Below are 26217 nucleotides of genomic sequence, written 5' to 3'. Positions count from 1 at the left end.
TTTTGAATAGACAGCCTTTTACATTATGTAAGTGTGTTTTTTTAGATTGAAATGATCCAATTATGTGGATCTGCCAGCTCAGCATATTTGATTCCATCTAGTTCTGCAAGTACTCTATGCGAAAATGCATCAGCAGGTTTTGTTGGAAGGGTATAGTCTTTTCCATTCACATTGATTCGTTCTACATGTGCGATCGTAGCGGCAGTACCTGTTCCGAAGGCTTCCTCAAGTGTCCCATCTATTAAAGCTTTTTCCAATTCTGCTACGGTTAGGAATCTTTCTTCTAGAGTCTCGTCCCAATCTTTCGCCAATTGTATAACCGAGTTCCTTGTAATTCCTTTCAGGATTGTTCCGGTAGTCGTAGGAGCAGTGATAATAGTACCGTTGATTTTGAACATGATGTTCATGGTACCAGATTCCTCGATCTTACTGTGCGATTTCCCATCTGTCCAAAGCAGTTGATCGTAACCTGCTTTTTGTGCTTGTCGTGCAGGATAAAGTGATGCGGCGTAATTACCTGCTGTTTTGGCTGCACCTGTTCCACCTTCATTAGCACGGGTAAAAGTTGTTTCTACCTTGACACTTACGGGTTTGTTGTAGTAGTTTCCTACTGGACAGGTGAAAATGATGAATTTATAACTATCAGAAGGCTTGACTCCAATGTAATCATCAGTAGCAAACATATAAGGTCTCACATAAAGTGAGGCTCCTTTAGCAGTAGGTACCCAGTTTCTATCGAGGTCGAGCAACTGTGTCATTCCTTCCATAAAGATTTCTTCTGGAAGGTATGGCATGCACATTCTTTCTGCTGACTCATTCATTCTTCTCCAGTTTGCATCAGCACGGAAGACTAAGATTTGCCCATCTTCATTCTTATAGGCTTTCAATCCTTCAAAAATTGATTGGCCGTAATGCAGTGTAGCATTGGCAGGATTCAAACTTAAAGGAGCATAAGGCTCAATTCTAAGATCAGACCATTCTCCATTTTTGTAATCAGCCACAAACATGTGATCGCTGACGGTGCGTCCAAAAACTAAGTTGGAAAAATCTGTTTCCGCTAATCTAGAGTTCTGAACTTTAGTTATCGGCAGGGCAAGTTGTGTCTTCATTGTTTTTGCCTTTAATCTGGCTGAGCCAGGTAGCTAATTATATATTTCTGGGATTCCAGGTTACTTCTTCTACTTCAAGCTCTTGAGCCATCATTCGGCCAAGGACGAAAAGAAAATCGGAAAGTCGGTTTAAGTATTGAATGACTAATTGAGAAACTGGTTCTAAAGAAGTTAATTCAACAGTAATTCGTTCTGCTCGACGGCAGACGGTACGTGCAAGATGACAAAATGAAACGGATTGATGTCCACCTGGGAGTATAAAAGCCCTAAGAGGAGGAAGCAAATCTTGCATTCGATCCATTTCTTTTTCCAGAATTTCTATATCAGCTTGATGTAAGTCTGGTTTTTTTACTTTGTCTTTGCCAGGAGCTGTGGCCAGATCAGCGCCAAGAGTAAATAAGCGATCCTGAATTTCCTTTAAAAGATCAGATCGTTTGTCATTTACAGCTTGATCACGGAGCAGCCCTATATAAGAGTTGAGCTCATCTACAGTCCCATAGGCATCTATTCTCAAATCAGATTTGGGTACACGTGTTCCTCCCAACAATGATGTGGTTCCTTGATCGCCTGTTTTAGTATAGATTTTCATCTCCTTGTCCGTCTTCTCTTAGGACAAAAATAAGAATCTATTTGAAATTATAAGGTGTGATTAGGCGTGCATTGCAATTCCACGGGTAGGATTCGGATTTATCGTGTCTGTTTCGACTAATCCATCACGCAATCTTACGATTCTGTGTGCATAATGTGCAATATCATCTTCGTGCGTTACCATAATAATCGTGTTGCCTTTTGAGTGCAACTCGTGAAAAAGCTCCATAATATCATGGGAAGTCTTAGAGTCCAAGTTACCCGTTGGCTCATCGGCAAGTATGATACTTGGTGTGTTGACCAAAGCTCTAGCAATCGCTACTCGTTGACGTTGACCACCAGAAAGTTCATTTGGGCGGTGCTTGGTTCTATCGCCAAGACCTACATTTGATAAGGCTTGAAATGCGATTTCTTCCCGATCTGATTTGCTCATACCTGCATAGACAAGTGGAAGTGCTACATTTTCCAAACAGCTTGCTCTAGGTAATAGGTTGAATGTTTGAAATACGAATCCGATTTCCTTATTTCTGATCTCGGCCAATTCATTCTCAGTCATATCCGAAACATCCTTATTATTAAGGATATAAGTCCCAGAGGTAGGAGTGTCAAGACAGCCAATTATATTCATTAAAGTTGATTTCCCCGAACCTGACGGTCCCATAAAAGCTACATATTCGCCTTTATTTACAGAAATTGAAACGGACTTGAGTGCTTGAATTACTTCAGAGCCCATTCTGTATGTTTTATTAATTTCGGTAGTCTCTATAATTTTAGTCATGCTTGGGGATTTTGCTAAAGATACTATTTTGGCTTGTAAATTTAATTTCTAACATTACAAAAAACGTTAATAGGGTTCAATAGTTCCTGTTTAGAAGGGCTTCTAGCTCATCTGGCTCGACCCATTGTTTGATAATTTCTAAGGATTCATCAGCGTAGTTGTCAAGTCCAGCTTCTTTTGCAGCCTTGATTTTTCTAATCCATAAGATAGGGTCGTGATTGAATTCAGTAGCATTATTCAAGATTTCATATTGATCTAGTGGATCAGTATTTATCTCTACTGCGCTAATAATCAATGGACTAAGATATGGGTTGGCTGTCAAGTCATCACTTGCTTTTATCCAGGAGATAAATGCATTAATAGCATCTATGTTCTTGAGATCAGGATTATTTACAAAAGTTTCCATCTCAGGTTGTGGGCCGATTCTATCAGAAATAAAATTGCCTATTTCTTTCAAGTTTTCTTTAGATAAGCCATGGGCCTTGTATGCAATCAGGCGAATTGCGATGTCCGTTTTCAAGGCATTTTCGCCAAGTGCCCGCCATTGAGACAGTAGTGTTTCTGCTGAACTTTCATGAAACCTACCGATTATTTGCAAGTATTCTGGAATGGTATTATCCTCATTAGAAACATAAGCTGGTAGCCGAACTTGATATTTATCACGAATTTCTACTGCTTTTTCGGGCATTCCTGCTAATCCAAAAATACTCCAGTGATGCGTACTGAATCCTTGAAAGCCTTTATCCTCAGCTGCGATAAATTCATTGGCAGCTTTTCGGAAGTCTAGATTTTGTGCCAAAATGCTACCCGATAGCTGAAGGTAATAAGCTGCATCATTGGGATTCCTAAAGGCTAAGCCATTCAGATTTTTCACCGCTTCAGTCACCCTTCCTGCCGCCATACTTCGAATCACAGCAGTCTCTTGCATGGACATGAGGTAGTCTGTCATTTCAGTTATTTGCCCTAAACTATCCAAGAAGGCTAAGTCTGAACTCGGATCATTTCTATTGATCTCTGACATTAGATTTCTCCACCCAGCATTGATCAGCATAGGAGAGGTTTCAGTCAGCAACTTTTCTTGAATTGAATTTGCTAGCTCCTCAGGAGGAATATTGGCTAAAGCATTCGATGAGGCAAGCTCGTTAAGTTGTGAGATCAAATCCGAATTTGAACTTGGATTGATTTCCGGTTGACCAAGTTTAGTTTGTAAAGCACTTAGATTTGAATTCAACACTGGCTGATCAGTATCTAACTTTCTCATCAAGTCCAATGCTTCAGTTGACTTATTGACCTTTGTATAAATCAAACTCAAGTTATTGATCAACTGAGGAGTGTCAGGAAAAATTTCAAGTCCTTTTTCCAAGTAATAGATCGCTTCGAAAACCTTGTTTTCTTGATGAAGCCTTTCGCTCAAAAGTAGGATATTATCTACTTGCGGGGCTTCGGTAAAGCTTTCTTCCAAGTTTTGCTTTGCCAGTGTTGGCTGCTTTAGATCAAATAGCAATTTCGCAGTTAGGAATTTTGCTTTAGGGTTTTTACGATAGCGCAACCAGGCATTTTCGTATAGAATACTTGCTTCTAGTTTCTTGTCAATCAGGTAGTAATAATCAGCAAGAATATTACTTGTCATACCGTTGGCCTGAACACCTACTATTCCGCCAGCATAAGTCATCAGGACTAGAATTGCAATTAACCCACCTATCCTAACATGGTAATAAACAAGAGAGTATGGTTTGTAAAGAATCGTTTCTACAGATTTTCCAGAATTCATGACGGACATGAAATTGGCCATCAGATAGATAAAGAAGAATAAGGAAAAACCAAGTTGAGAATAAACCAATAGATGCTTGTACAGCTCTTCTCCTGGCTGATTTCCTGATAATTTCAATTTCCAAACAAGCCATAATGCTAGACCAAAACCTATTAAATGGAGTGCCTTGATCACTGCAGGTCTCGAGACCAATTGATCACTTTGATTTACTTTTTCACCTATTGAAATCCATCCAAATATACCTATAGGTATAAGGAGAAATAGCGCAGAGAATGCGGTGAAAGAGGGATGCAATTCCCGCTGCAAATCAAGAAGAATATAGAAAACTGTGCCCAAATACAGCAGGGCAATGATACTGATTTGGACGCTGATGTTGAGGTTGAGATTTCGGTTGGCTCTAGCAAGTAAAATGTAAATACCTGAAAGTACTCCGTGTCCATTCCAAAATACCCAAGTAAGCGCGAGACCAAAACCTATCATCAAACTGTGTTCGGCAAGGTAGATTGCTGGACTATCTATTGAACTTAGGCTGACGAGTATAGCAAGAGCAGCAAATGTCCCTGCAAAAAACACTAGCCATTTGATAGCAAGATGAATGTTTTGGCCCCAGAGGTGAAAATATATTAAAGGTAAAAGACTGCCAGAGAGAAGAATGAGCAAGGGATAGTTGGCACTTTGACCACCAATATTCAGTCCATTGAAATTGCTAAGTGTGAGCAAAGCAATCCAAAGGATGCCGCCAATAATGAAATATGTCTTTTTGAATTCAGTTAGTAAGGTCAATACGGAAACCGCTCCCAGCCAGACGATGCCTGCATAAACATACGATTCTTTTACATGCAGCTCAGGTGCTAAGGCTTTGAATTCCTGAAAAACAAGGTAATTGTCAACCTTAATCGGAAAGGAAATTGGGCCAATTTGAACCCAGTCAAACGGAATTGCTATGGTATCCAGAAACGAGCCCGCTTGAATATTGACATAGGGTTGTGCATCAAAAATCAGGTAATTCAGCGCAAAAAGCCCTCCTGAAACTATGAATAGGAGGGCTAAGATTTTAAATGCTTTGGAGGTTTTCAATGTGTTTTTCAAATCTGCTATTCCATTACTTTAGGAACACGGAAGTAATCAGCATCTCGCTTAGGAGCATTTTTAAGGCCTGATTCATGGTCTAGCTGATGACCTACTTTGTCTTCACGCATCACATTCACTTCAGAAGACATGGTCGTCAGAGGTGCTACATTTTCAGTATCAACTTCGCTCAATTGCTCTACCCAGTCGAGGATCTGACTCATGTCTTTTGACATTTTCTCAGCAGAGCTTTCGTCAAATTCCAATCTCGCTAAATGCGCAATTTTCTTGATTGAATTGGTATCTATTTTCATGTGTTTAAATTATCTAGTTCGAGTTGAGTCTGAATTACTTGGAAGCATTTTTCTTTCAAGGCTTTTTCAGAATCAAAACTTTCAGGCATTAATGGCTCATGGAGAATCATTTTGGCGGGTCGCCAGTGTACCAATAGCTTTCCGTCGTCGGGTAAAATTAGATGATTATAGGATAAAGTGACAGGGATAATCGGGATTTGTTTGTCTTTCGCCATTCGAAAAGCCCCATTCTTGAATGGAATCATCTGTGGTGGATTTTTAGTGAAGATTCCTCCTTCAGGAAAAATGATCACTGAACTACCATTTTCAAGAGCTTGATCAGTTTGCTTCATCGTTTCAGCTCTGCTTCTCAATCTGTCTCTATCCACGGCGATATGGAGATTTTTGAAATAATAACCGAATAAAGGTGCTTTCCGGATCGATGCTTTTCCCACAAATAACACATCACCAGGGATAAATCCCATCATGGCAATGTCCAAGTAAGAGAAGTGATTAGCTAAATATATGTAGGGTTTGTTCTTTTCTATCTTCTCGCTCTTCTCAAATTCCACAGGAAGGAAAATGCAGAGGAAATAGCCTCTAGCCCAGTAACGGTTGATTTTTCTACCATATTTATTCCAGCCAGGAATCCAGATACATATCAGGATAAAGGGGAAAATCAATAGAAAACTCAGGGTAAAGATTAATGCGGCATAGATCGAATACAGCCTTGGAAACAGCTTATTCATGGTTGATCATGTGATTAGCTGCCTTCACGAAATAGCTCATCATGGCTTCGCGGACATTCGGATCAAGCTCAAGTTGATCCAATGCGTTGAGCATAGCATTCATCCAATGATCTCGCATGGCAGCATCTATTTTCCACTTGGCGTGCCGCATTCTCAGTCTTGGATGGCCTCGTTGCTCAGAATAAGTTTCAGGTCCACCAAAAACTTGGATCAAAAATAGAAACAAACGCTCCTCAGCAGGCGCCAAATCTTCGGGATAGAGCTTCTTCAAGGCTTCATTAGTGGATACTTCCTGATAGAAATAGCTGGTAAGTAAGCGGATTTGTTCTTTGCCTATCAGTTCGTAAATCGTCTGAGTCCCATTCATGGCGCAAACTTACCAATTTCTATCAAGCCTCCCATTTTTTCACTTTCAAGGAAGTGCCTTCCGTGGAAATGACGATGATTTTTTCACCCTGATCAATAAATTCTCCTCGTGAATAGGCGTCATAGACATCACCATCTATTTCTATTTTCCCGCTTGGCCTTAATCTAGAGTGAACCAGTCCAGTTTTTCCCTTGAGTAAGGCTGAGTTGAAAGACGAGGTGTAGCCTTCGCTTCTTTGCTGAGTGGTAGAAAGTGAGATAAACTTGAACGCCGACCATTCATTGACTTTGGGAGTCAGCCAAAAAACTATCCCTACAGATGCGATGGCCGCTAAAATCACGGTGAGCAATGCTCCAAATAGATCTGCAGCTGGCACAAAATCAAAGTTGAAATTTTGATTGGGGATCATACCAAGTACCAAACCTGTCAATATTCCGACAATCCCAAGTACACCAAAAATCCCGAAACCGGGTATTACAAACAGCTCCACCGCTAACAAAATCACCCCTATAAAGAAGACCATAATCTCCCAGTTTTCTGCCAAGCCATTGAGATAGTAAGGAGTGAAATATAGTAATACTGCAACCATAGAGGCGAGAATTGGGAAACCCACTCCTGGAGTTTGCAATTCAAAATACAAACCTCCGATGATGATCAGAATCAAAAAGCCACTTACAGCTGGATTTAGGAAAAAGGCTATTATTTTCTCTGAGAAGCCGGTTTCATATTCGATTATTTCAGCATCTTCGAGATTTTGGGCAATCAGAATATCTTTAATCGAATCATATTGACCTTCACAGAAACCGTATTTTTCTGCCTCAGAAACAGAGAATGTAATCACAGAACCAGCTTCTGATACGCCTTCGATCTCAATTTTTTCATCTACCATTGCCTCCGCAATTTTTGGATCACGGCCTTTGGCTTCCGCTGTACTTCTCATCATGGAGCGCATATAGGATTGATACTTGTCTGGAGCTGCTGCTCCATCAGTACCATTGACTACCGTGGCTGCGCCGATACTTCCGCCAGGTGCCATATAAATACTGTCAGTAGCGATAGAGATCAGTGCTCCCGCAGAAGCAGCATCTTTATCTATAAATACATAAACTGGGGTTTTCAAATTGAGAATCATAGTTCGGATCTCATCGGCGTCATTCACAGCTCCACCATAAGTATCCATCTCAATAATAATCAAATCAACATCTTCTTGTTCCGCTTTCTCTAGTGCCAATTTCACTCTACGCGTCATGGCAGGATCAATATCCGTATCGATTTTGAAGGTGAAAACCTTCTTGTCAATTCCAGTATCCGTTTGGGCTAGAACTAGTTGAGAAGAAAGGAGTAGGAATAGAAGTAATGAACTGAAATAGATTTTCATTTTTGGAATGCGTGTACGAGAGATAAAAGATACGAAATACACATAAAAACTGATTCTTTTATTCAAATAGCTGAGATTTGTTGATGGAATATCTTCATATAAATTCCGATTCTTGGACTATTCTCCGATCTTTGCAGCCAATACCAAATGATGATTCGCCATTTCTATTCATGTGTTTGTGATTTTCTTTAAAAAGCCACATGGAATCTCGCAGGATATATAATCATCCCTATTATCTTAGTGTCGCTTGTTTCATGCCTGTCTGTGGCAGACAGACTCGATTTCTAGCATAATTCTTGCGCCTCTTGACTTTGGCAATTAATCTTGTAATTCTAATTCGTTTACTCCCAACTCAGCACAACCCTATGAGCAATAGATCACAGTTTTTCTGGTCCTTTCTTCTCGTTTTTTCTCTTTCCTCCTCCTTATCAATGGCTTCTGAGCTTACTTCGGTAGATTCAGTAGGGGTTGAGCGCATTGGAGACAAATCATTTATTTTGCATGAAGTGGATCCAAAGGAGACTCTTTTTGGGATTTCACGTAGATATAACTCACCTGTAAGTGACATAGTTAACGCTAATCCAGTGTTGAAAGGAGGCTTGAAAATCGGCCAGACGATTAAGGTTCCTTATATATCTATGGCGGAGATTCCTGCAGGGTCAGTTTTACATAATGTAGTTCCTGGTGAGACGCTTTTCTCAATTTCCAAAAAGTATGGCGTTACGGTTGAATCTGTGATGAAAGACAATGGTTTGAAAGGAAATGACCTCAGTGTGGGTCAGTCGCTGATCATTGAGCCAGCTGTTCCTATAGCCGTGGAGAAAGAACCAGCACCAGTTGTGGCAGTGGCTACGACTACGGTTGAGACCAAATCTGAGACTAGAGCTAAAGCTAAAGAGGCAAAGAAAGCGGAAGATGCTGTTAAAGAACAAGAAAAAATAGAATCTTCACCAAAACCTGAAGCGATCATAACAGAGGCTCCTGAGGTAATCGCTGAAACTAGCAAGCCGATGGTGCCTGGAGAGTGGAGATCACATACAGTACAAGCTGGAGAGACCCTTTTCTCTATTGCAAGTCAGTATTCAGCCCGCGTAGAAGATTTGATAACTTGGAATGCCTTGACTTCCAATAATCTTCAAGACGGTCAGGTTTTGAAAGTAGGTCGCGGAGCAATGCAGGAATCAACAGTACCTGTGATTGGCACGCCGAGAGTTGTTTCTAGTGTTGATGAAATGATGGTAGAGCCTGCTGATGCAGCTACTTCTGGTGGTTTCAAAAATATTAAAGAAACTGGGCAAGCGGAGTTGATCGAAGGTACAGGTGGACACAAAAAATATTTAGTGCTTCACAGAACAGCGCCAGTAGGAACGATCATGCGAGTGAAAAATGAGGAGAATGATGTAACGATTTTCGCAAGAGTAGTTGGTACGCTGCCTGAAACTGGAGACAATAGCAAATTAATCATCAAGCTTTCTCAGGCAGCATTTGATCAGCTGAAAGCTGTGAATGGTAGATTCCCTGTAGAAGTAATGTATTAGGAAGCTGGGAAACAGTAGACTGTAGTGGCTTTCAAATGAAAGTCTATAATGTTCCCAACATAATTATAATTAGAAGACCGTCAGATTTGGCGGTCTTCGTTCGTTTTGAACCTATAGTATTCTCCTTAGGTTTTAAGAGAGAATTTTGGTTTCTGCAAAGCCAGCGCTAATTTTGCATACGAGCTATGAACAAAGTCCAACTCATATTCCACCACATTTTCCGATTCATTTGGAATCTGATTTTTATTATTTCTTACCCGATTTTGGCCAGCTTCGGTTTGCTGTTTATTGGGGTGACTTATGTTTTTTCACTGCTTTCCAGATTCCTGAATAGACTTCGCCCTGAGGGTAAAAAAGTGGTTTTGAAGGAGTCTGAATGGGAAGATTTGCCTTTTTCTGGAGATTTGCTGGAAGCCAAATTGATCAAGCAGATTGTGTTTGGACCTTCTGGGTTTAAGGTAAGGAGAAAAGATGGCGTGCCTTCAATTCTTTCTGATTTTGTTTTTGGAAAAAAGGTCCGTGTGCTCGAAGAAGGATATTTATTAGAAAAGTGGAACAGTACAGATTCCAAAGATTTGCCGGATTTTGATATTTGCTTGTACGATCCAGATGAAGATTCACTGCGCTCGCTTACGAATATCAAGTGCTTTGATTGGCATGTGTCTGAAAAGGTTGAGAATGAGTTGTGCTTTAAGTGGTTTGATGGTACTCAAGGCGGAGAAGTAAAAGTTGCCCTTTGATGCATAATCTCAAGGAATTTCTGGACGAGAAAGTAGAACAATACAATCGCCCCGGTTTTATTAGTCTTGATCCTATTTCTATTCCGCATAGCTTTTCTAAGAAAGAAGATATAGAGATTTCGGGCTTCTTTGCTGCTATTTTGGCTTGGGGACAGCGCAAAACGATAATCAATAAGTGCCTGGAATTATTTCAGATGATGGATAATTCTCCGCATGATTTTATACTGAATCATCAAGAAGATGATCTGAAACCATTTCTGAACTTTAAGCACAGAACCTTCAATGACGTGGATACGCTCTATTTTATCCATTTTTTGAGCTGGTTTTATGCAAAGCACGATTCTCTAGAGGAAGCTTTTTTGCTTGGGCAAACGGGCGAGATAGATGCCATGCAGACTATCTTGACAAAATTCCAGGAATACTTCTTTTCTATACCAGACTCCCCAGCACGTACTCGAAAACATATTGCCACGCCAAGCCGGAAATCAGCCTGCAAGCGTATCAATATGTACCTGCGCTGGATGGTGAGGGACGATGATAAGGGAGTTGATTTCGGGCTTTGGAAAAATATCTCGCCTTCCCAACTGATTTGTCCATGTGACTTGCATGTGGATCGAGTAGGGAGGAAGTTGGGGTTGATCAGCCGAAAACAAACGGACTGGTTGACCGCACTGGAGCTGACACAGAAACTTCGTGAGTTTGATCCTGCGGATCCGGTTAAATATGACTTTGCACTTTTTGGATTAGGAGTAGAAGAGAAGTTTTAAGGAGTTTAGTTTAAATTTTCTCTTGTGGTCGAAATCTAATCTCATCAGGATAGGGGAAAGCATGAATTAGCTCTCCAGTGGTAATTCTATGTTGGATTCCCTGCCAATAATTCGGATCAAAAAGATCTTGATGATAGGACAGAAAGTGCTCTTTGATGTCCTTTCTTCCAATCATCCAGCGCTTGAAGTCTTCTGGGAACACGTCATTTTTTGCTATAGAATACCAAGGTTCTGGTGCATAGATCTGCTCGTAGGTTTCTGCTTTCGGTTTGACACGGAAATTCATATCAGTCAAAAACTCGATCTCATCGTAATCATAGAAAATCACGCGCTTTTGACGTGTAAGACCGAAGTTTTTGGTCATCATATCACCTGGGAAAATATTGGCCTGTGCTAGTTGTAAGATAGCTCTGCCATAGTCTTCAGTAGCTTTCATACCTTCTTCAGTGCTGCAGTGCTCCAAGAATATATTTAGAGGCTCCATTCTCCTCTCTGTATATAGGTGTTTGATGATTAGATGAGTATCGGTAACCTTCAAAAGTGAATTGGTAGTCTTACGCAACTCTATCATCAGGTCGGGACTTATTCGTCCTATTGGGATTTTGAAGTATTCAAACTCATGCGTGTCCGCCATTCTTCCCACGCGATCATGTAGAGAAACGAGTTTGTACTTGCTACGAACTTCTTGCCTAGTCATGGTTTTTGGAGGCTCAAAATGATCCTTGATCAGTTTGAATACGATATTCAATGAAGGCAAGGTGAATACAGTCATCACCATTCCTTTAATCCCTGCAGCCACTTCGAATTGATCTTCGCTAGCATCCATGTGATGGAGGAAATCTCTATAGAAAAGTGTTTTGCCATGCTTATTGAAGCCGATAGCATTGTAAAGTTCGTGGATTTTCTTGTGTGGAATGACCGAGAGGAGAAAGCCAACGACTTGGGAAGGAACCTCAGCTTCGACCATAAAATATGATCGTGTAAAGCTAAACATGCTGCTCATCAGATTAGGATCAAAAATAAGCGTGTCTACGAATACACCCTTTTCTCCATGAAGCACTGGAATAATAAAAGGCATCCATTTATGTCCTAAAAATGTCCTGCCTATTAAGTATGCTGCTTTGTTTCGATAGAAAACTGATTTCAAAATCTGAGTTTTCGTTTCAGGTGCAACTCGGTATCTGGTAAGAATTACCTTTTTTACACTTGCGATCAGAAATTTGATATCCTGCTCTTTGTCCATAAAAGGAGCGCCAAAATCAAAATCATCTAGGATTTGACGAACGTTTTTTTCCAAACCAAGGAAAGAAGGGTAGGTTCTAAGGAGTTCTTCCGACTCCCTGACGGTACAAGAATCAAAGCCTTCCATGACAAACATTAAGTCCTCATCGATTGTCAATTTGGGATAAACCTTTCTGATCACTGAATTGAAAAATGTCTCTGCAAGTTCTAGATCTGGTCTATTGGCTATAAGGATATGATATTCAGATTTCACCTGCATCCAACTGTCGGAATCGGCAGCTTTGTCCTCCAGCATTTCTGTACATTCTTTTGCAAGGGGGAAAAGCAGATCCTTATAAAGTCGGAGTCTCTGCTTATTGTTGAGATGAGTAGCATGCCATGCCTTTTCGCTAAAATATTTGGGAGCCAATCTCGTGTAAGTATTGAAAAGCTCCATGTAGGTGATAAAGCCAGTTTCGATTTTTTTAGCGAGTTGTTTAGAAAGTGTTGAGTACATATAAGTTTATGGGATCAGACTGAGGAAAAAGCTAAAATTTATTGAAAAATATTTTTGGCATTTGCTAAGATATAATTTCATTGATTTTTAGCGCTTTATAGCTGGAAATCTTTGGGAAAATAAAATTTCGAAAATCTTTCGCAATCGATTGTTTGGAGTATATGAAAACATTTTATAATTTTCGGAGGTATTCATAAAACGAATATCTACAATAGGTTTAATAGGTTTGAGAGCAGGAAAAGGTTGGGTCAATGTCCCAACCTTTTTTGTTTTTAAGTCGTCCTGACTTAGCTTAACCTTCTCAATTAAAACTTCCATGAGGAGATCGAAACGTACATTTAGTTATTTGACGATTACCGGCATTGCTTTTTTGTCATTTTTTGCCTGTGAAAACAAGGAAAAGCAGGTGAATGAGCGGATAGAAAACGTTTCGGTGGATGAAGAAGAAATAAACCGTAATAGAGCACAGATAGACCTGGCATTCGCCCAAAACAAGAAGTGGCATAGTCACTGGAGTACGGAGTTGGGGAGGTTTGATGCTAGCCAATTTGATTTTATGATGACGGATACCATAGATCCTATGGAAATGCCTGAGAAGAATCCTATTCTCAAAGGAGATCCACTTTACCCTTATCAGTTTCCTCATCCTACTGGAAATGGCACCATGGATATCTATAGTTATAAGGTAGAAGCCCAAGATGCAATTGATAGACCATTTTTGAACCCTGACGCGGAAGTGGTCTGGTACAGGCAAGATGGTATGAAAGAACGCTTATTGATGATGGGGCCATCGGGTCTGTTTGAAGATGGATTGTGGTTGAATGAGAACGAATTTATGGTTTTTGGTTTTTTTCAGGATTTGACGGGATATAGGCCAATGGTTTGGCTAATTAATGTCGATACGCATATTTTGAAGCAATTTCAGATGGATAAAGCTTCAGAATCCTACGAACCACAGTCTTACATCAATACTAAAATCAAACAGATAGATTTGGGTTAAAATGGATTTTGTTAGCGTTTTGAATTTGTTGGAAAAAGGGATGAAGTATCCATTGCCTGGCAAAGAAGCGCAACTTTCTATGTCACCTAATCCAGTAGATAAAAGAAGGTTTGATCCCAAACTTCCAGCTGATCACCGGAAGGGTTCCGTTTTAATATTGCTTTATCCCTTTGAAAACAAAGCATTTTTCCCGCTAATCAAAAGACCAGTTTATTCAGGAGTACATAGTGGACAGATAGCTTTTCCAGGGGGAAAAAAGGAAGCAGAAGATGCTAATGAAGAGGAAACTGCACTTCGGGAAGCTTGGGAAGAAGTAGGAGTTCTGCCAGAGCAAGTTAATTTGATTGGCAGAATGAGTGATCTATTTATTCCTACCAGCAATTTTTTGGTGAGTCCTATTTTGGGATATTCTGATGTTATCCCTGATTTTGTTCCCGAAGAGAAGGAAGTCGCTAGAATAATCCAAGCTGCTGTAAGTACGCTCTATGAACCTGCGTTTCGTAAGCAAAAGGTCTTAGAGTTCAGCAATAACTTCCGTCTGGATACGCCCTATTTTGAAGTGGAAAAAGAAATGGTCTGGGGAGCCACAGCGATGATTTTGAGTGAATTGCTTCAAATACTTGAAAATGGAAAAGCATAGACTTTGGGCTTTTTGGCCAATAGTTGGTATTGTTGCAGTCGACTAGCTTAGATATAATGGAAGAACATACACCCTTGCTTACAAATGATGCGGTAGTTTTTGGATTGCTTATGGCAATTCTGGCAATCATTTTTTTCACATCAGCCAGCGATAGACCTTTTTGGAAGAAATTCTACGGTATAGTTCCTACTGTCTTGCTATGCTATTTTGTCCCTGCCTTAGCCAATTCTTTTGGCCTAATCTCAGGAGAAAGTTCATCTCTCTATAAAGTTGCCAGTAGATATTTGCTGCCTGCTTCCCTGGTGTTATTTACGATTAGTATCGACATCAAGGGTGTTTTGAAACTAGGCCCCAAGGCGCTTACCATGTTTTTGGCTGGGACTGTAGGGATTATGCTAGGAGGGCCGCTGGCTTTGTTGACAGTTGGAACTTTGTTTCCTGATCTCTTGGGTGGTTCTGGTCCTGATGAAGTTTGGCGAGGTCTATCTACGATAGCTGGTTCATGGATAGGAGGAGGGGCAAACCAGACTGCGATGCTGGAAGTGTTTGGTCCAAGTCCAGCCCTGTTTAGTCAGATGATTGCGGTGGATGTGTTGATGGCAAATCTTTGGATGGCTGTGTTGCTGTATTGGGCTGCTAAGCCTGAGAAAATAGATAAGTTATTCAAAGCTGATAGCACCAAAATCTATGAGCTTCGTGATAAAATCGCAGAATTCAGGAAGGGGATCATGAAGATCCCAACTCTTTCGGATACGATGATTATTCTGGGAGTAGGTTTTGGAGTGACAGGATTCGCTCATTTGATTGCAGATTATGTAGCGCCGTTTATTGGGGAGAATTATCCCAATTTGAAACAGTTCTCTTTGGATTCACCTTTCTTTTGGATTGTTGTTATAGCGACCACAGCAGGATTGTTACTGTCCTTCACTAAGGTGAGGAAGTTAGAAGGAGCTGGAGCGTCGCGTTTAGGAAGTGTATTGTTGTACGTATTGATCGCTACGATTGGAATGCAGATGGATCTAGGCGCAGTGTTCGACAATCCACTTTTATTTGTTGTGGGGATTGTATGGATGCTTTTCCATGTAATTATCATGCTCATCGTAGCCTATCTCATCAAAGCGCCGTTCTTCTATGTAGCGGTAGGATCACAGGCTAATGTAGGAGGAGCGGCTTCAGCGCCTATTGTGGCGGCAGCTTTCGATGCCTCACTTGCCCCAGTTGGCGTACTTTTGGCAGTATTAGGATATGCCGCGGGCACCTATGGTGCGTATCTTTGTGGCTTGATGATGCAAGCAGTCTCGGGAGGATAATGAAACACAGCAGAAAACTTGTCTTTATATGTAATGGATCCGATTGTAAAAAAGCGGGTGCTAAAAATCTATATAAGGAATTGAAAAGGATGACAGCTGAACCTGATTTGAAAGGGAGCTGTAAATTCATTAAAACCAAGTGCATGGATATGTGTAAAACAGCCCCTAATGTGATTGTAGGTGATCATTTTTGTAAAAACACAACTGCGGAGAAGGTCCTGATACAAATAAAAAAATCCTGATTTCTCAGGATTTTTAATTAGTGTTTTATCACTTTCACAGCTGTACCGCTCGAGGTGACCATCAGCATACCATCGCGTATGGTTTCATAGTCCAAGTCAATTCCAATAATTGCATTTGCTCCGAAAGTTCTCGCTTGCATTTCCATTTCGGACATTGCGGTTGCTTTTGCCTCTCGCAATACTCGCTCATAAGCGGATGAACGTCCACCGACAATATCGGTGATGCTCGCAAAAAAGTCTTTGAATACATTGGCGCCAATTATGGTTTCTCCAGATACAATTCCTAAGTATTGTTCCACACTGTAGCCATCAAGTGTGTTGGTGGTTGATACAATCATTTTGAGTAGTTAGTGATTTGAAAATTTTGCTTAATAAATGACTTCACGAATTTAGTCTGAAAAAGGTTTTTATGCAGCAGAAGCTTGGATTCTTTCATAATTAGCCAATATGAGCAGAGTATTTAGGTAAATGGATAATTTGTTATTGCAATTTCTTGTAATACAATCATATTTTTTATGATATTGGTTTGGAATAACTTTTAGGCTGAGGTTGAGACCTCTTAGATATCTTGAGAATTTTAACCTATGACTCAATTCGCTCAATTTGATATTTCTGATGTATTCAATGAGATAAATGATCCTTTATTTATTATTGAGTCTGAAGAGATTATATTTTACAATAAGTTTTTTACAGAAAATTTTTTCCCCATATCTGACTCATGGCGGGATGTAATAGACGATGAAGAAGTCGTAAAAGCTTTGAACAAATTTTTTGAAACAGGTGAAGTGCCTAAGAATGTTTTTCTAAATTCTCTTAAGCCTAAAATTTTTGACAATCAGCAATACGAATGGTCATTCACCAATCTACCATCGAGCTATTCTGGCAGGTTTTTAATAGTAAGAGCTCACGCAATGAGGTTTCTCTCTGAAAAGTATAAAAAGGAACAGTTGGCTAGGGAGAAGCTTTTGAAATCAGAGGAAAAGTATAGGAGACTAGTAGAAGAATCCACAGAAATTATTTTTTCGCTCTCTGACACACTTATTCTGAACTATATCTCTCCGAATGTAAAGCAGTTTCTCGGCTATGAATCAAAAGACGTGATAGGGACTAGTGTGCTCAACTATCTGTGTCAGGATGATTTAGAGGTCTTTCAAACGATGGAGATAGAGGTAGGTGATTTTTTGAAAGAAAACCAGTATCTGGAATTCCGAGTCAAACATATTAATGGGGAAGAAAGAGTGTTTAGTTCTAATGGCCGGATGGTCCATGAATTGGGAAAAGATCAGGGATATTATACTGGCATTTCTAGAGATATTACCGAACTAAAACAGGCACAGAAGGATTTGTTTCAAGCAAAGGAAAAAGCTGAACAGGCTTCATTGGCGAAGTCACAATTTCTTTCGATCATGAGCCATGAAATCCGTACACCAATGAATGCAGTGATTGGATTGGCACATTTTCTTATGCAGGACAAGCCGAGAGCTGATCAATTGGAAAATCTGAGGACTTTACAGTTTTCTGCTGAAAATCTGATGGTATTGATCAATGATATACTTGACTTCAATAAAATTGATTCTGGAAAAATAGAACTAGAGCAGGTTTCCTTTGATCTTAAGGCTTTGATCAATCGCATTGTACATTCTTACAGTTTTCAGGCCAGAGGAAAAGGCTTAACAGTAAGCACAGAGATTGACGAAGAAATTCCTAAGAACTTAATAGGTGATCCGGTTCGTATTAGTCAAATTGTTCATAACCTACTTTCTAATGCTATCAAATTTACATTTGACGGTAAGGTTAGGACAATTTTGAAGTTGCAGAAGAAAACTGAAAATGACTGTGAAATTAAATTCCGAATAGAAGATACTGGCATTGGGATTTCTGAAGATAAGTTGGATTCTGTTTTTGAAGCCTTTACACAGGCCTCTTCAGATACCACACGCAAATTTGGAGGAACAGGGCTTGGATTAGCAATTGTGAAAAGATTGCTAGAACTTCATGGTTCGAAAGTCCAGGTATCATCAACCGTGAATGTTGGGACCGCATTCGAGTTTGTTTTGAAATTTAACAGTGTGGAAGAAAGCAGTTTATCTCCTAAGCAACGGAAAGAATATAAAAAAAAATCCTTGGAAGAGGCTTCAATTTTGGTTGCCGAGGACAACTTGGTGAATCAAATTTTGATTAAGAAATTCCTAAAGATGTGGAATGTGCCTAAGGTTGTGATAGCCTCAGATGGACAAGAGGCAATCTATGAATTTGAAAAAGGAGAATTTGATCTAGTACTTTTAGATATCCAGATGCCCGTTTTAGATGGTTTTGCAGTTGCGAAATCGATTCGAGAAAATATGGATAGCGACAAAAGGGAAACCCCTGTTTTAGTGCTTTCTGCTACTTCACATCATGAGATTAAGGAACAAATGGATGAAATAGGGATTGATGATTTTGTGGAAAAACCATTCACTCCCGAAGGGCTCTATGGAAAATTAACTGCATATCTTAATTCGAAAGATCTCAGTTGATTCCGGTTTAGCATTAATTTTGCCTAAGAGCTGTGGATTAGCCAGCTTATTTCAAATCGACCATTCAATGCCCCTTTTTAATAGACTCACTCTAGTGCTTTTTGTTTTTTTTATATTTATTGATGCGGAATCGCAGCAATTAATGACTAAGCGCTCCACCTTTTATGCTGTGGTGGGAACTTCAGGAGGTAAACTCAATCAGTTTGATAAAATGCTGGAAGAGCGAGGTCTATCTGGCCTCAGAAATAAATATCAAACCATTGGATTAGGCTATCAGGCAAGAATTAACGATTTTATGCTGGGCTTGGATGTATTACACAATAGAGGCGGAGTAAATGAATTTGATGATTTTTCGATTAACTATAGAACCTCCCGCGCCTTATTAAATATTGGTTATGCATTTACCGAAGAATCGAAATTTCAGCTAATTCATTATATGTCCTTAGGGGTTGGTTTCCTCAATTTTCAAATGTTGCCGACTCATCAGACAGAAGATTTGGATGCTTTTTTAGACAATCCAGAACAAGGATATGTACTTCGAAAAAAGGATATTCAAAAAGGAACATTCCATTATGGCAATTTCCTAACGGAAATAGGTTTTCAACTTAGTTATGATTTTGATCTACCAGGCCGGCCAGAATCCTTACAGATCATTAGCAAGCTTGGTTATTCTTTTAGTCCTTTAGAAGGCAAATGGAATATGGAAGGTATTTCTTTTGATAATGCGCAAAGTGGTGCATTTATAAGGGTAGGAGCGGGGATTTCACTGCCGGACCGTAATTTCTTTTACAAGGATGCAAGCATCAGTGTTTCATTAATCAGAGGAGTACATTTTACTACTCCCAAAGAATTCAATGCTATTTTAGAAGGAGCGGGTTATAATCCATTGAAGGGTACACCATCTAACTGGGGTTTAAGAATTTTGGGAAATACGGAGAAATTGCTTTACGGTGCAGAACTATATAATCTGGCGCTTACCGGAAATGCTACTAGTGTAAAGGAGCATACGCTCAATAGCCTGCGTGTTTATGGAAACATGGGCTATAATTTTATTGAATATAGAAACTTTGGTTTGGGCGCCTTGGCAGGATTAGGTTATGGGAATATTCGATATACGATTACAAATGATTTTAAACCTGATTTCCCTGAGCTATTCGAACAGCGGTATTTTGATGGGTATTTGAGAAATAGCGGACTTATGGTAAAGCCTGAAATATTCGCTGAATACGGTATTCCTATGACCAAAAGAAAACTTTTTGACTTGGTGTTTACAGCCGCTGCAGGCTATGAGATTCCGATTGGAAATTACAAACTTGGCGATTTGAGTATGTCTAGTTTTATGGCAGGGCCCTATTTGAGTTTTGGGGTAGGAGTAAGACCATAAATTTGTTCATTTGCTAATGAAATTCAGCTTTTAGTGAGTCCTTTTAAGTGATTCTCCTGTTTTATTATCAAAATGCTATTAACTTTGGGCTGCTTATCGAGAAAGACCGAGGGAAGGGCCCGACGACGTCTTAGCAACCTGAAAACAAAGGTGCTAACTCCCATCCCAATTCATCGGGAACAGATGAGCGGACTAGTACCTTGTACTTCTCTCCGTGTTTTGCTCGACAAGCTTTTTGATTAACAAAAAAACAGTATGCAAAACAGAACGGAATCCCTACTTCAAGAACTTTCTAAGCGAATATTGATACTCGATGGAGCCATGGGGACCATGATTCAACGCTATACGCTGACTGAGGAGGATTTTCGCACTCCCGAGCTAGCTTCGCACCCTAAATCACTAAAAGGCAACAATGACCTTTTGTCTCTGAGCAAACCGCAGATCATCAAGGATATCCATGCCGAGTACTTTAAGGCTGGAGCAGATATTATAGAAACCAATACGTTTTCTGCCACTACCATAGCACAGGCAGATTACGATCTTTCTCATTTGGCTTATGCCATCAATTTTGAGTCAGCGAAGTTGGCTCGAGAAGTGGCAGATGAATTTACAGCCACGAACCCTGAGAAACCTCGCTTCGTAGCTGGGGCGATCGGCCCGACCAATAGAACGGCTTCTCTTTCACCAGATGTGAATGACCCAGGATATCGAGCCATTACTTTCGATCAGTTGGCTGAGGCTTATGCTGAGCAGGTAAGAGGATTACTTGATGGAGGTGTTGATATTATTTTGGTAGAGACTATTTTCGATACGCTCAATGCCAAAGCTGCTTTGTTTGCGATCCAAGATGTTTATGAGGAAAGAGAGATTCCTTTGGATCCAAAAGATGGGGGTATTCCTATCATGATTTCAGGGACAATTACTGATGCTTCGGGAAGAACGCTTTCCGGACAGACTACAGAAGCATTTTTGATATCGATCTCACATGTTCCGCTACTTTCTGTAGGACTGAACTGTGCCTTGGGAGCAAAAGAGTTGAGACCATACTTGAAGGTGCTAGCCAAAAAAGCACCGTTCTATGTTAGTGCCTATCCTAATGCAGGGTTGCCAAATGAATTTGGGCAGTATGACCAGGGTGCCGATGAAATGGCTGATCAAGTTCATGATTTTATGAAAGAAGGGATGCTAAATATTCTGGGAGGATGCTGCGGAACTACGCCTGAGCATATCTCAGCTTTAGCACAAATGGCTGCCAATTTTCAGCCTAGAAAGTTACAAGAAGAAGAATTAGAAGAAACGTTGGACTGAGAAGATGGCAATAACTAATTACATGAAACTATCGGGCTTAGAGCCTCTAGTTTTTACACCCGAAATCAATTTTGTCAATGTAGGCGAGCGAACCAATATTACTGGTTCCAAGAAATTCGCACGCTTGATATTGAATGGGAATTACGATGAAGCGTTAGAAGTAGCTTTGGATCAAGTGCGTGGTGGCGCTCAAGTGCTGGATGTCTGTATGGACGAAGGAATGCTTGATGGTGAATTTGCGATGGTCAAATTTCTAAATCTGATTGCTTCTGAGCCTGAGATCTCTAGGATCCCTATCATGATTGATAGCTCCAAGTGGAAGATTATTGTAGCGGGATTGAAGTGTGTTCAAGGTAAAGGAATTGTCAATTCTATTTCCTTGAAGAATGGTGAGGAAGAGTTTATCCAGCAAGCCAAGACGGTAAAGAAGTTTGGAGCCGCTGTAGTGGTAATGGCCTTTGATGAAGATGGGCAAGCTGATACTTATGAGAGACGGATAGAGATCTGCGAGAGAAGTTATAGAGTTCTGGTGGATCAGGTCAAGTTTAATCCTCATGATATTATTTTTGATCCCAATATTTTCCCTGTAGCTACTGGTATGGATGAACATCGCAAGAATGCGCTGGACTTCTTCAATGCTACCAAATGGATAAAAGCAAATCTTCCTGGTGCCAAGGTCAGTGGGGGAGTGAGTAATGTGAGTTTTTCTTTCCGAGGAAATAATCCTGTGAGAGAGGCGATGCACGCAGCTTTCTTATACCACGCGATCAAAAGCGGCATGGACATGGGCATTGTAAACCCAAGCATGCTGGAGATTTACGATGATATTCCAAAAGACTTGCTTGATCGTGTTGAGGATGTACTTTTCGACCGCAGAGAGGATGCTACGGAGCGTATGCTTGATTTTGCAGAAACTGTGAAGTCAGCCGATAAGAAGGAAGTAGTAAATGAAGCCTGGCGTTCAGATCCCGTTGCCAAACGTATGGAGCATGCACTCGTGAAGGGTATTTTGGACTTCATCGTAGAGGATACCGAAGAAGCGCGACTTGAATTTAAGAACCCGCTGAAAGTCATAGAGGGACCATTGATGGACGGGATGAATGTGGTAGGAGATCTATTTGGTGAAGGAAAAATGTTTCTTCCACAGGTAGTGAAATCTGCCAGGGTGATGAAAAAGGCAGTTGCCTATTTGGAGCCATTTATGCCACTTCCAGAAGAAGGTCAAGAGGAATCTTCCTTGAAAAAGATCCTTCTGGCTACTGTGAAAGGGGATGTTCATGATATTGGAAAGAATATCGTAGGCGTAGTCTTAGCATGTAATAGCTACCACATCATTGATTTGGGAGTGATGGTAGATGCACAGAAAATTATAGATGAAGCTGTAAAAAATAAAGTAGATATCATTGGATTGAGCGGCTTGATCACGCCATCCTTGGATGAAATGGTGAACGTAGCTTCCGAAATGGAGCGACAGGGGATCAAGATTCCATTACTTATAGGAGGGGCAACCACCTCTAGAATCCATACGGCAGTTAAGATTGATCCAATATATAGTGGCACGGTAGTACATGTGATGGATGCTAGTAAATCAGTTCCTATTGCTGGAGAGGCCATTTCTATAGAAACTAAAGAAGCTTACCGTTTGAAATACAAGGATATCTATCAAGAGCTCCGTGTAGCGCATGAGGCTAAGCAATCTGTGAAGCAATTGGTTACTTACCAGCAGGCGAAAGCTAATCCTGTAGAAATTGACTGGGAGTCATTTCCTCCTGTTGTACCACAGAAACTTGGTAGAACTGTTCTTAAAGACTTGGATTTGAATGTGGTTCGCAAGTATATAGATTGGACACCATTCTTCAGTACTTGGATGCTAAGTGGGAAATTCCCAAAGATTTTCTCTGATCCCGTTGTGGGAGCTGAAGCCAAAAAAGTTTACGATGAAGCCAATGAAATGCTTGATAAAGCAATTGCTGAGAAATGGCTGACTGCGAATGCTGTTTTTGGCCTTTATCCAGTGCAGCGTTCTGAGGATGATGCAGTTGTATTTGATGTAGAAGGAAATCAAACAGCCAGCTTTCATTTCTTGCGTCAGCAAGGGAAGAAAGGAAAAGGCATACCGAATAGATCTTTAGCTGATTATTTACATCCTACTGAGACGGATTATATAGGATGCTTTGCGGTGACATCTGGTATTGGAATGGAGAAGAAGCTTGCTGAATTCCAAAAAGACGGAGATGATTACAGTGATATCATGTTCAAATCAATAGCAGATAGACTTGCCGAAGCTTCGGCTGAATACCTGCATGAATTGATTAGAAAGGAATATTGGGGCTATTCTAAGGATGAAAGTTTCGAAAATGATTCTTTGATTCGCGAAGAATACCCAGGTATCAGACCTGCCCCCGGATATCCAGCTTGTCCAGAGCACTCAGAAAAAATGACTATTTCTAAACTGTTGGACATGGAAAAAGAGATTGGAATAGAACTTACCTCTAGTTATGCCATGTACCCAACTTCTTCTGTTTCTGGCTATTTCTTTGGCAACCCAGAGAGTAAATATTTTGGACTTGGAAAAATAGGTGAAGATCAGGTCGCCAGCTATGCAGAGCGCAAGGGAATTTCCCTTCGAGATGCAGAGCGTTTACTATCTCCAAACCTAGCTTATCAACCTAATTTAACCCTTGTAGAACCTAGCAAATGAAAATCACAGAACACTTAGGAAACGCAAAAGAAACGTTGTTTTCCTTTGAAATATTACCACCCCTGAAGGGCCAAAGTTTGAAAGAATTACTTGAGGGGATTGCACCTTTGATGGATTTCAAGCCACCATTTGTAGATGTAACTTACCATAGAGAAGAGTTTATCTATAAGAAGCATCCGAATGGGCTATTGGAGAAAATAAGTACAAAAAAACGCCCTGGAACGGTTGGGATATGCGCTGCGATTATGAATCGCTTCCATATCGATGCTGTGCCTCACTTGCTTTGCGGAGGATTTACCAAAGAGGAAACTGAAAATGCACTGATTGATCTTAATTTTATCGGAGTTGAGAATGTGCTTGCGCTGCGTGGAGATGCTCCAAAGACTGAAGGGAAATTCATTAAAGAACCGGAAGGTCATGGCTATGCCAGTGAATTGGTAGAGCAAATTATTCGAATGAATGAAGGAAGATATCTACACGAAGAAACCGAGATAGGTTTTCAGACGGATTTCTGTGTGGGTGCTGCAGGTTATCCGGAGAAGCACTTCGAAGCTCCTTCTATGAAGTTTGATTTGAAATATCTAAAGGAAAAAGTTGATAAGGGTGCCGAGTATATCGTGACTCAAATGTTTTTCGACAACCAGAAATACTTCGATTTTGTAGCTCAAGTACGTTCTGCTGGTATTACAGTTCCTATTATTCCTGGAATCAAACCAATCACCACAATTGGTCAGATCACTATGCTTCCAAGAACCTTTTTCTTGGATTTACCTGACCCACTGATGGACGAACTGGAAAAGTGTAAGACCAATGCTGAAGTCAAAGCGGTAGGAATAGACTGGTCTATTCAGCAGTGTAAAGAATTGGTGAAAGAGAACGTGCCATCCTTACATTTTTATACGATGAGTAAAGCAGATACAACTTATAAAATCGCTAAAGAAATATTCTAGTCTAAATAGGTCTAATTCTATAACCTTGGGTATTATAAGCCGCATCCCATTTCGATAAATTGAAATGCAAATTGAATCATAGATATCGATTATAACGAAAGAATTAGTTGAATGATTTTAAGTGATAAATATCTCAGATACCATATGTAAAATTGCAAAGGAAATATTCTAGATTAGCGGCAAAATATTGCCTTCATGAAACTAGTGCTATTTTCCTTTTTGCTTTCAATTACTTGGTGTAATATGCTTTATGCCCAGCGTCTGGAGTTCTTGAATAAGCATTATATGCAAGTGTACGATACTGTTAAATATGATTACAAATTCTTCAAAATTATTGATGAAGATTCGACAGGGTTAAAAAGCCAAACTTTCGCTAGGAGTGGGAAATTAAAAGTGGCTCAATACACCTTATTGAAGGATGATCAAGGGTCTGATAAAAGTGAGCTCTCGTTAATTTTTTATGATAGTGGAAAGCTCAAGAGAAATGGAAAGAAGAATTTTGTCACTTCTGAAGAATTAATAAAGACCTATTATGAAAATGGTCAGGTGAAGTCGGAGGTAACATGTGTGGCTGATTCTGTGAAGACCGAAGTTTATTATTCAGAACTAGGCGATGTGATTTCCAAGCCGATAATTAGTGAAGGAATACCAAAAGATGGTCTTTCAGGTTGGAATAACTATCTGGCTAAAACACTTCGCTATCCAATTGATGCTAGGATGGCCAACCAAGAAGGAAAAGTTATAATTTCTTTTCAATTGACAGAAGAGGGTAAAATCATAGATCCTGAGATTGCAAATCCAGAAGAAATTCATCCCTCACTAGGAGCTGAAGCGTTAAGAGCTGTAAAAAAATATCCTTACACTTGGACTCCATATACAGTGAACGGGGTCCCAGAAAAATGTATCACCAGACTTCCAGTAAATTTTGAATTGACGGATTAGATAAAAAAAGGGGAGTGTTAGCTAAACTCTGTCCTTCCCTTCCCTTGGGGTACCCCAAGGGAAGGGAACTAATTTATTAATTTATATCCAACTTTAGCCTTCCTTCAAACTTAATGGCTAATTGTTGGACAGTCAAGCCCCAATTGTGTAAAGGGGAACTCCATTTTTTCTCGATCCTTCTTGTCGCCAGATAGACGAGTTTCAACAATGCCATATCACTGGTAAATGCGCCTTTGGTTTTGGTGACCTTTCTAACCTGCCTGTGATACCCTTCGACTGCATTAGTGGTATAGATCATCTTGCGGATGCTTTTGGTATAAGCAAAATAGGCGCTAAGTCG

At 40.2% G+C, this 26217-nt stretch carries 24 protein-coding genes and 1 riboswitch; of the genes, 13 read left to right on the top strand and 11 right to left on the bottom strand.

What is annotated here, in order from left to right; genetic code table 11:
• Positions 1–41 precede the first annotated feature (41 nt).
• From LV85_RS12175 to LV85_RS12140, 8 genes are all read right to left on the bottom strand, one after another.
• Positions 42–1109: a branched-chain amino acid aminotransferase gene (locus LV85_RS12175; protein WP_111319786.1), complete on the bottom strand. Its 1068-nt coding sequence runs from the start codon at positions 1107–1109 to the stop codon at positions 42–44.
• Between the two features lie 37 nt (positions 1110–1146).
• On the bottom strand, positions 1147–1698 hold the full coding sequence (locus LV85_RS12170) for a cob(I)yrinic acid a,c-diamide adenosyltransferase (RefSeq protein WP_111319784.1): 552 nt from the start codon (positions 1696–1698) through the stop codon (positions 1147–1149).
• Between the two features lie 60 nt (positions 1699–1758).
• Positions 1759–2475 (bottom strand): ABC transporter ATP-binding protein, encoded by a 717-nt coding sequence (locus LV85_RS12165; protein ID WP_111319782.1) that lies wholly within the window; start codon positions 2473–2475, stop codon positions 1759–1761.
• Between the two features lie 76 nt (positions 2476–2551).
• Complete coding sequence (locus LV85_RS12160; RefSeq protein ID WP_111319780.1) at positions 2552–5323, bottom strand: tetratricopeptide repeat protein; 2772 nt, start codon at positions 5321–5323, stop codon at positions 2552–2554.
• A gap of 17 nt (positions 5324–5340) precedes the next feature.
• Positions 5341–5628, bottom strand: a complete 288-nt coding sequence (gatC, locus tag LV85_RS12155) for an Asp-tRNA(Asn)/Glu-tRNA(Gln) amidotransferase subunit GatC (protein WP_111319778.1) — start codon at positions 5626–5628, stop codon at positions 5341–5343.
• Complete coding sequence (locus tag LV85_RS12150) at positions 5625–6356, bottom strand: lysophospholipid acyltransferase family protein (RefSeq protein ID WP_111319776.1); 732 nt, start codon at positions 6354–6356, stop codon at positions 5625–5627. Before LV85_RS12150 ends, gatC begins: the two co-directional genes overlap by 4 nt.
• Entirely contained in the window at positions 6349–6723 is a 375-nt protein-coding gene (locus tag LV85_RS12145; RefSeq protein WP_111319774.1) for a globin domain-containing protein, read from the bottom strand. Before LV85_RS12145 ends, LV85_RS12150 begins: the two co-directional genes overlap by 8 nt.
• A 22-nt stretch (positions 6724–6745) precedes the next feature.
• Positions 6746–8101 carry an NfeD family protein gene (locus tag LV85_RS12140; RefSeq protein ID WP_111319772.1) on the bottom strand — a complete coding sequence of 452 codons (1356 nt, stop codon included), beginning with the start codon at positions 8099–8101 and terminating at the stop codon, positions 6746–6748.
• A 365-nt stretch (positions 8102–8466) separates the two neighbouring features.
• Here LV85_RS12140 and LV85_RS12135 point away from each other — a divergent pair, with 365 nt between their 5' ends.
• From LV85_RS12135 to LV85_RS12125, 3 genes are all read left to right on the top strand, one after another.
• Complete coding sequence (locus tag LV85_RS12135; RefSeq protein WP_111319770.1) at positions 8467–9639, top strand: DPBB and LysM peptidoglycan-binding domain-containing protein; 1173 nt, start codon at positions 8467–8469, stop codon at positions 9637–9639.
• Between the two features lie 185 nt (positions 9640–9824).
• The gene (locus tag LV85_RS12130; RefSeq protein ID WP_111319768.1) at positions 9825–10379 is read left to right on the top strand and encodes a hypothetical protein; all 555 of its coding nucleotides are present in this window, start codon (positions 9825–9827) and stop codon (positions 10377–10379) included.
• Positions 10379–11146 carry a TIGR02757 family protein gene (locus LV85_RS12125; RefSeq protein WP_111319766.1) on the top strand — a complete coding sequence of 256 codons (768 nt, stop codon included), beginning with the start codon at positions 10379–10381 and terminating at the stop codon, positions 11144–11146. The genes LV85_RS12130 and LV85_RS12125 overlap by 1 nt, the downstream gene beginning before the upstream one ends.
• Positions 11147–11156: 10 nt before the next feature.
• Here LV85_RS12125 and aceK read toward each other — a convergent pair whose 3' ends face one another.
• Complete coding sequence (gene aceK, locus LV85_RS12120; protein ID WP_111319764.1) at positions 11157–12884, bottom strand: bifunctional isocitrate dehydrogenase kinase/phosphatase; 1728 nt, start codon at positions 12882–12884, stop codon at positions 11157–11159.
• Positions 12885–13200: 316 nt separating this feature from the next.
• On the opposite strand from aceK, the gene LV85_RS12110 reads away from it, so the two are divergent.
• From LV85_RS12110 to LV85_RS12095, 4 genes are read left to right on the top strand one after another with little or no spacing between them, the layout of a single operon-like run.
• Complete coding sequence (locus tag LV85_RS12110; RefSeq protein ID WP_111319760.1) at positions 13201–13884, top strand: hypothetical protein; 684 nt, start codon at positions 13201–13203, stop codon at positions 13882–13884.
• Between the two features lies 1 nt (position 13885).
• On the top strand, positions 13886–14524 hold the full coding sequence (locus LV85_RS12105) for an NUDIX hydrolase (protein ID WP_111319758.1): 639 nt from the start codon (positions 13886–13888) through the stop codon (positions 14522–14524).
• Between the two features lie 56 nt (positions 14525–14580).
• Positions 14581–15834 (top strand): DUF819 family protein, encoded by a 1254-nt coding sequence (locus LV85_RS12100; protein WP_111319756.1) that lies wholly within the window; start codon positions 14581–14583, stop codon positions 15832–15834.
• Positions 15834–16076 carry a (2Fe-2S) ferredoxin domain-containing protein gene (locus tag LV85_RS12095; RefSeq protein WP_111319754.1) on the top strand — a complete coding sequence of 81 codons (243 nt, stop codon included), beginning with the start codon at positions 15834–15836 and terminating at the stop codon, positions 16074–16076. The genes LV85_RS12100 and LV85_RS12095 overlap by 1 nt, the downstream gene beginning before the upstream one ends.
• Positions 16077–16093: 17 nt before the next feature.
• Here the strand turns inward: LV85_RS12095 and LV85_RS12090 are convergent, their stop codons facing one another.
• Positions 16094–16414 carry a YbjQ family protein gene (locus LV85_RS12090; RefSeq protein ID WP_111319752.1) on the bottom strand — a complete coding sequence of 107 codons (321 nt, stop codon included), beginning with the start codon at positions 16412–16414 and terminating at the stop codon, positions 16094–16096.
• Between the two features lie 246 nt (positions 16415–16660).
• Here LV85_RS12090 and LV85_RS12085 point away from each other — a divergent pair, with 246 nt between their 5' ends.
• From LV85_RS12085 to LV85_RS12060, 6 genes are all read left to right on the top strand, one after another.
• On the top strand, positions 16661–18592 hold the full coding sequence (locus tag LV85_RS12085; RefSeq protein ID WP_111319750.1) for an ATP-binding protein: 1932 nt from the start codon (positions 16661–16663) through the stop codon (positions 18590–18592).
• Between the two features lie 142 nt (positions 18593–18734).
• Positions 18735–19976, top strand: a complete 1242-nt coding sequence (locus tag LV85_RS12080; RefSeq protein ID WP_245942279.1) for a hypothetical protein — start codon at positions 18735–18737, stop codon at positions 19974–19976.
• 90 nt (positions 19977–20066) lie between these two features.
• A riboswitch (SAM riboswitch) is annotated at positions 20067–20166 on the top strand.
• Positions 20167–20231: 65 nt separating this feature from the next.
• A complete protein-coding gene (locus LV85_RS12075) occupies positions 20232–21284 on the top strand; it encodes a homocysteine S-methyltransferase family protein (protein WP_111319748.1) in 1053 nt (350 codons plus the stop codon).
• Positions 21285–21288: 4 nt separating this feature from the next.
• Positions 21289–23985 (top strand): methionine synthase, encoded by a 2697-nt coding sequence (gene metH / locus LV85_RS12070; RefSeq protein ID WP_111319746.1) that lies wholly within the window; start codon positions 21289–21291, stop codon positions 23983–23985.
• A complete protein-coding gene (metF, locus tag LV85_RS12065) occupies positions 23982–24935 on the top strand; it encodes a methylenetetrahydrofolate reductase [NAD(P)H] (protein WP_111319744.1) in 954 nt (317 codons plus the stop codon). Before metH ends, metF begins: the two co-directional genes overlap by 4 nt.
• A 195-nt stretch (positions 24936–25130) precedes the next feature.
• On the top strand, positions 25131–25877 hold the full coding sequence (locus tag LV85_RS12060; RefSeq protein ID WP_111319742.1) for an energy transducer TonB: 747 nt from the start codon (positions 25131–25133) through the stop codon (positions 25875–25877).
• 76 nt (positions 25878–25953) lie between these two features.
• Here LV85_RS12060 and LV85_RS12055 read toward each other — a convergent pair.
• Positions 25954–26217 (bottom strand): transposase (locus LV85_RS12055; protein ID WP_146260469.1); only part of this gene is annotated, 264 nt, incomplete at its 5' end.

This window comes from Algoriphagus chordae (genome assembly GCF_003254055.1).
GTDB classification, from domain to species: Bacteria; Bacteroidota; Bacteroidia; order Cytophagales; family Cyclobacteriaceae; genus Algoriphagus; species Algoriphagus chordae.
This window is presented reverse-complemented; position numbering and strand designations above follow the sequence as displayed.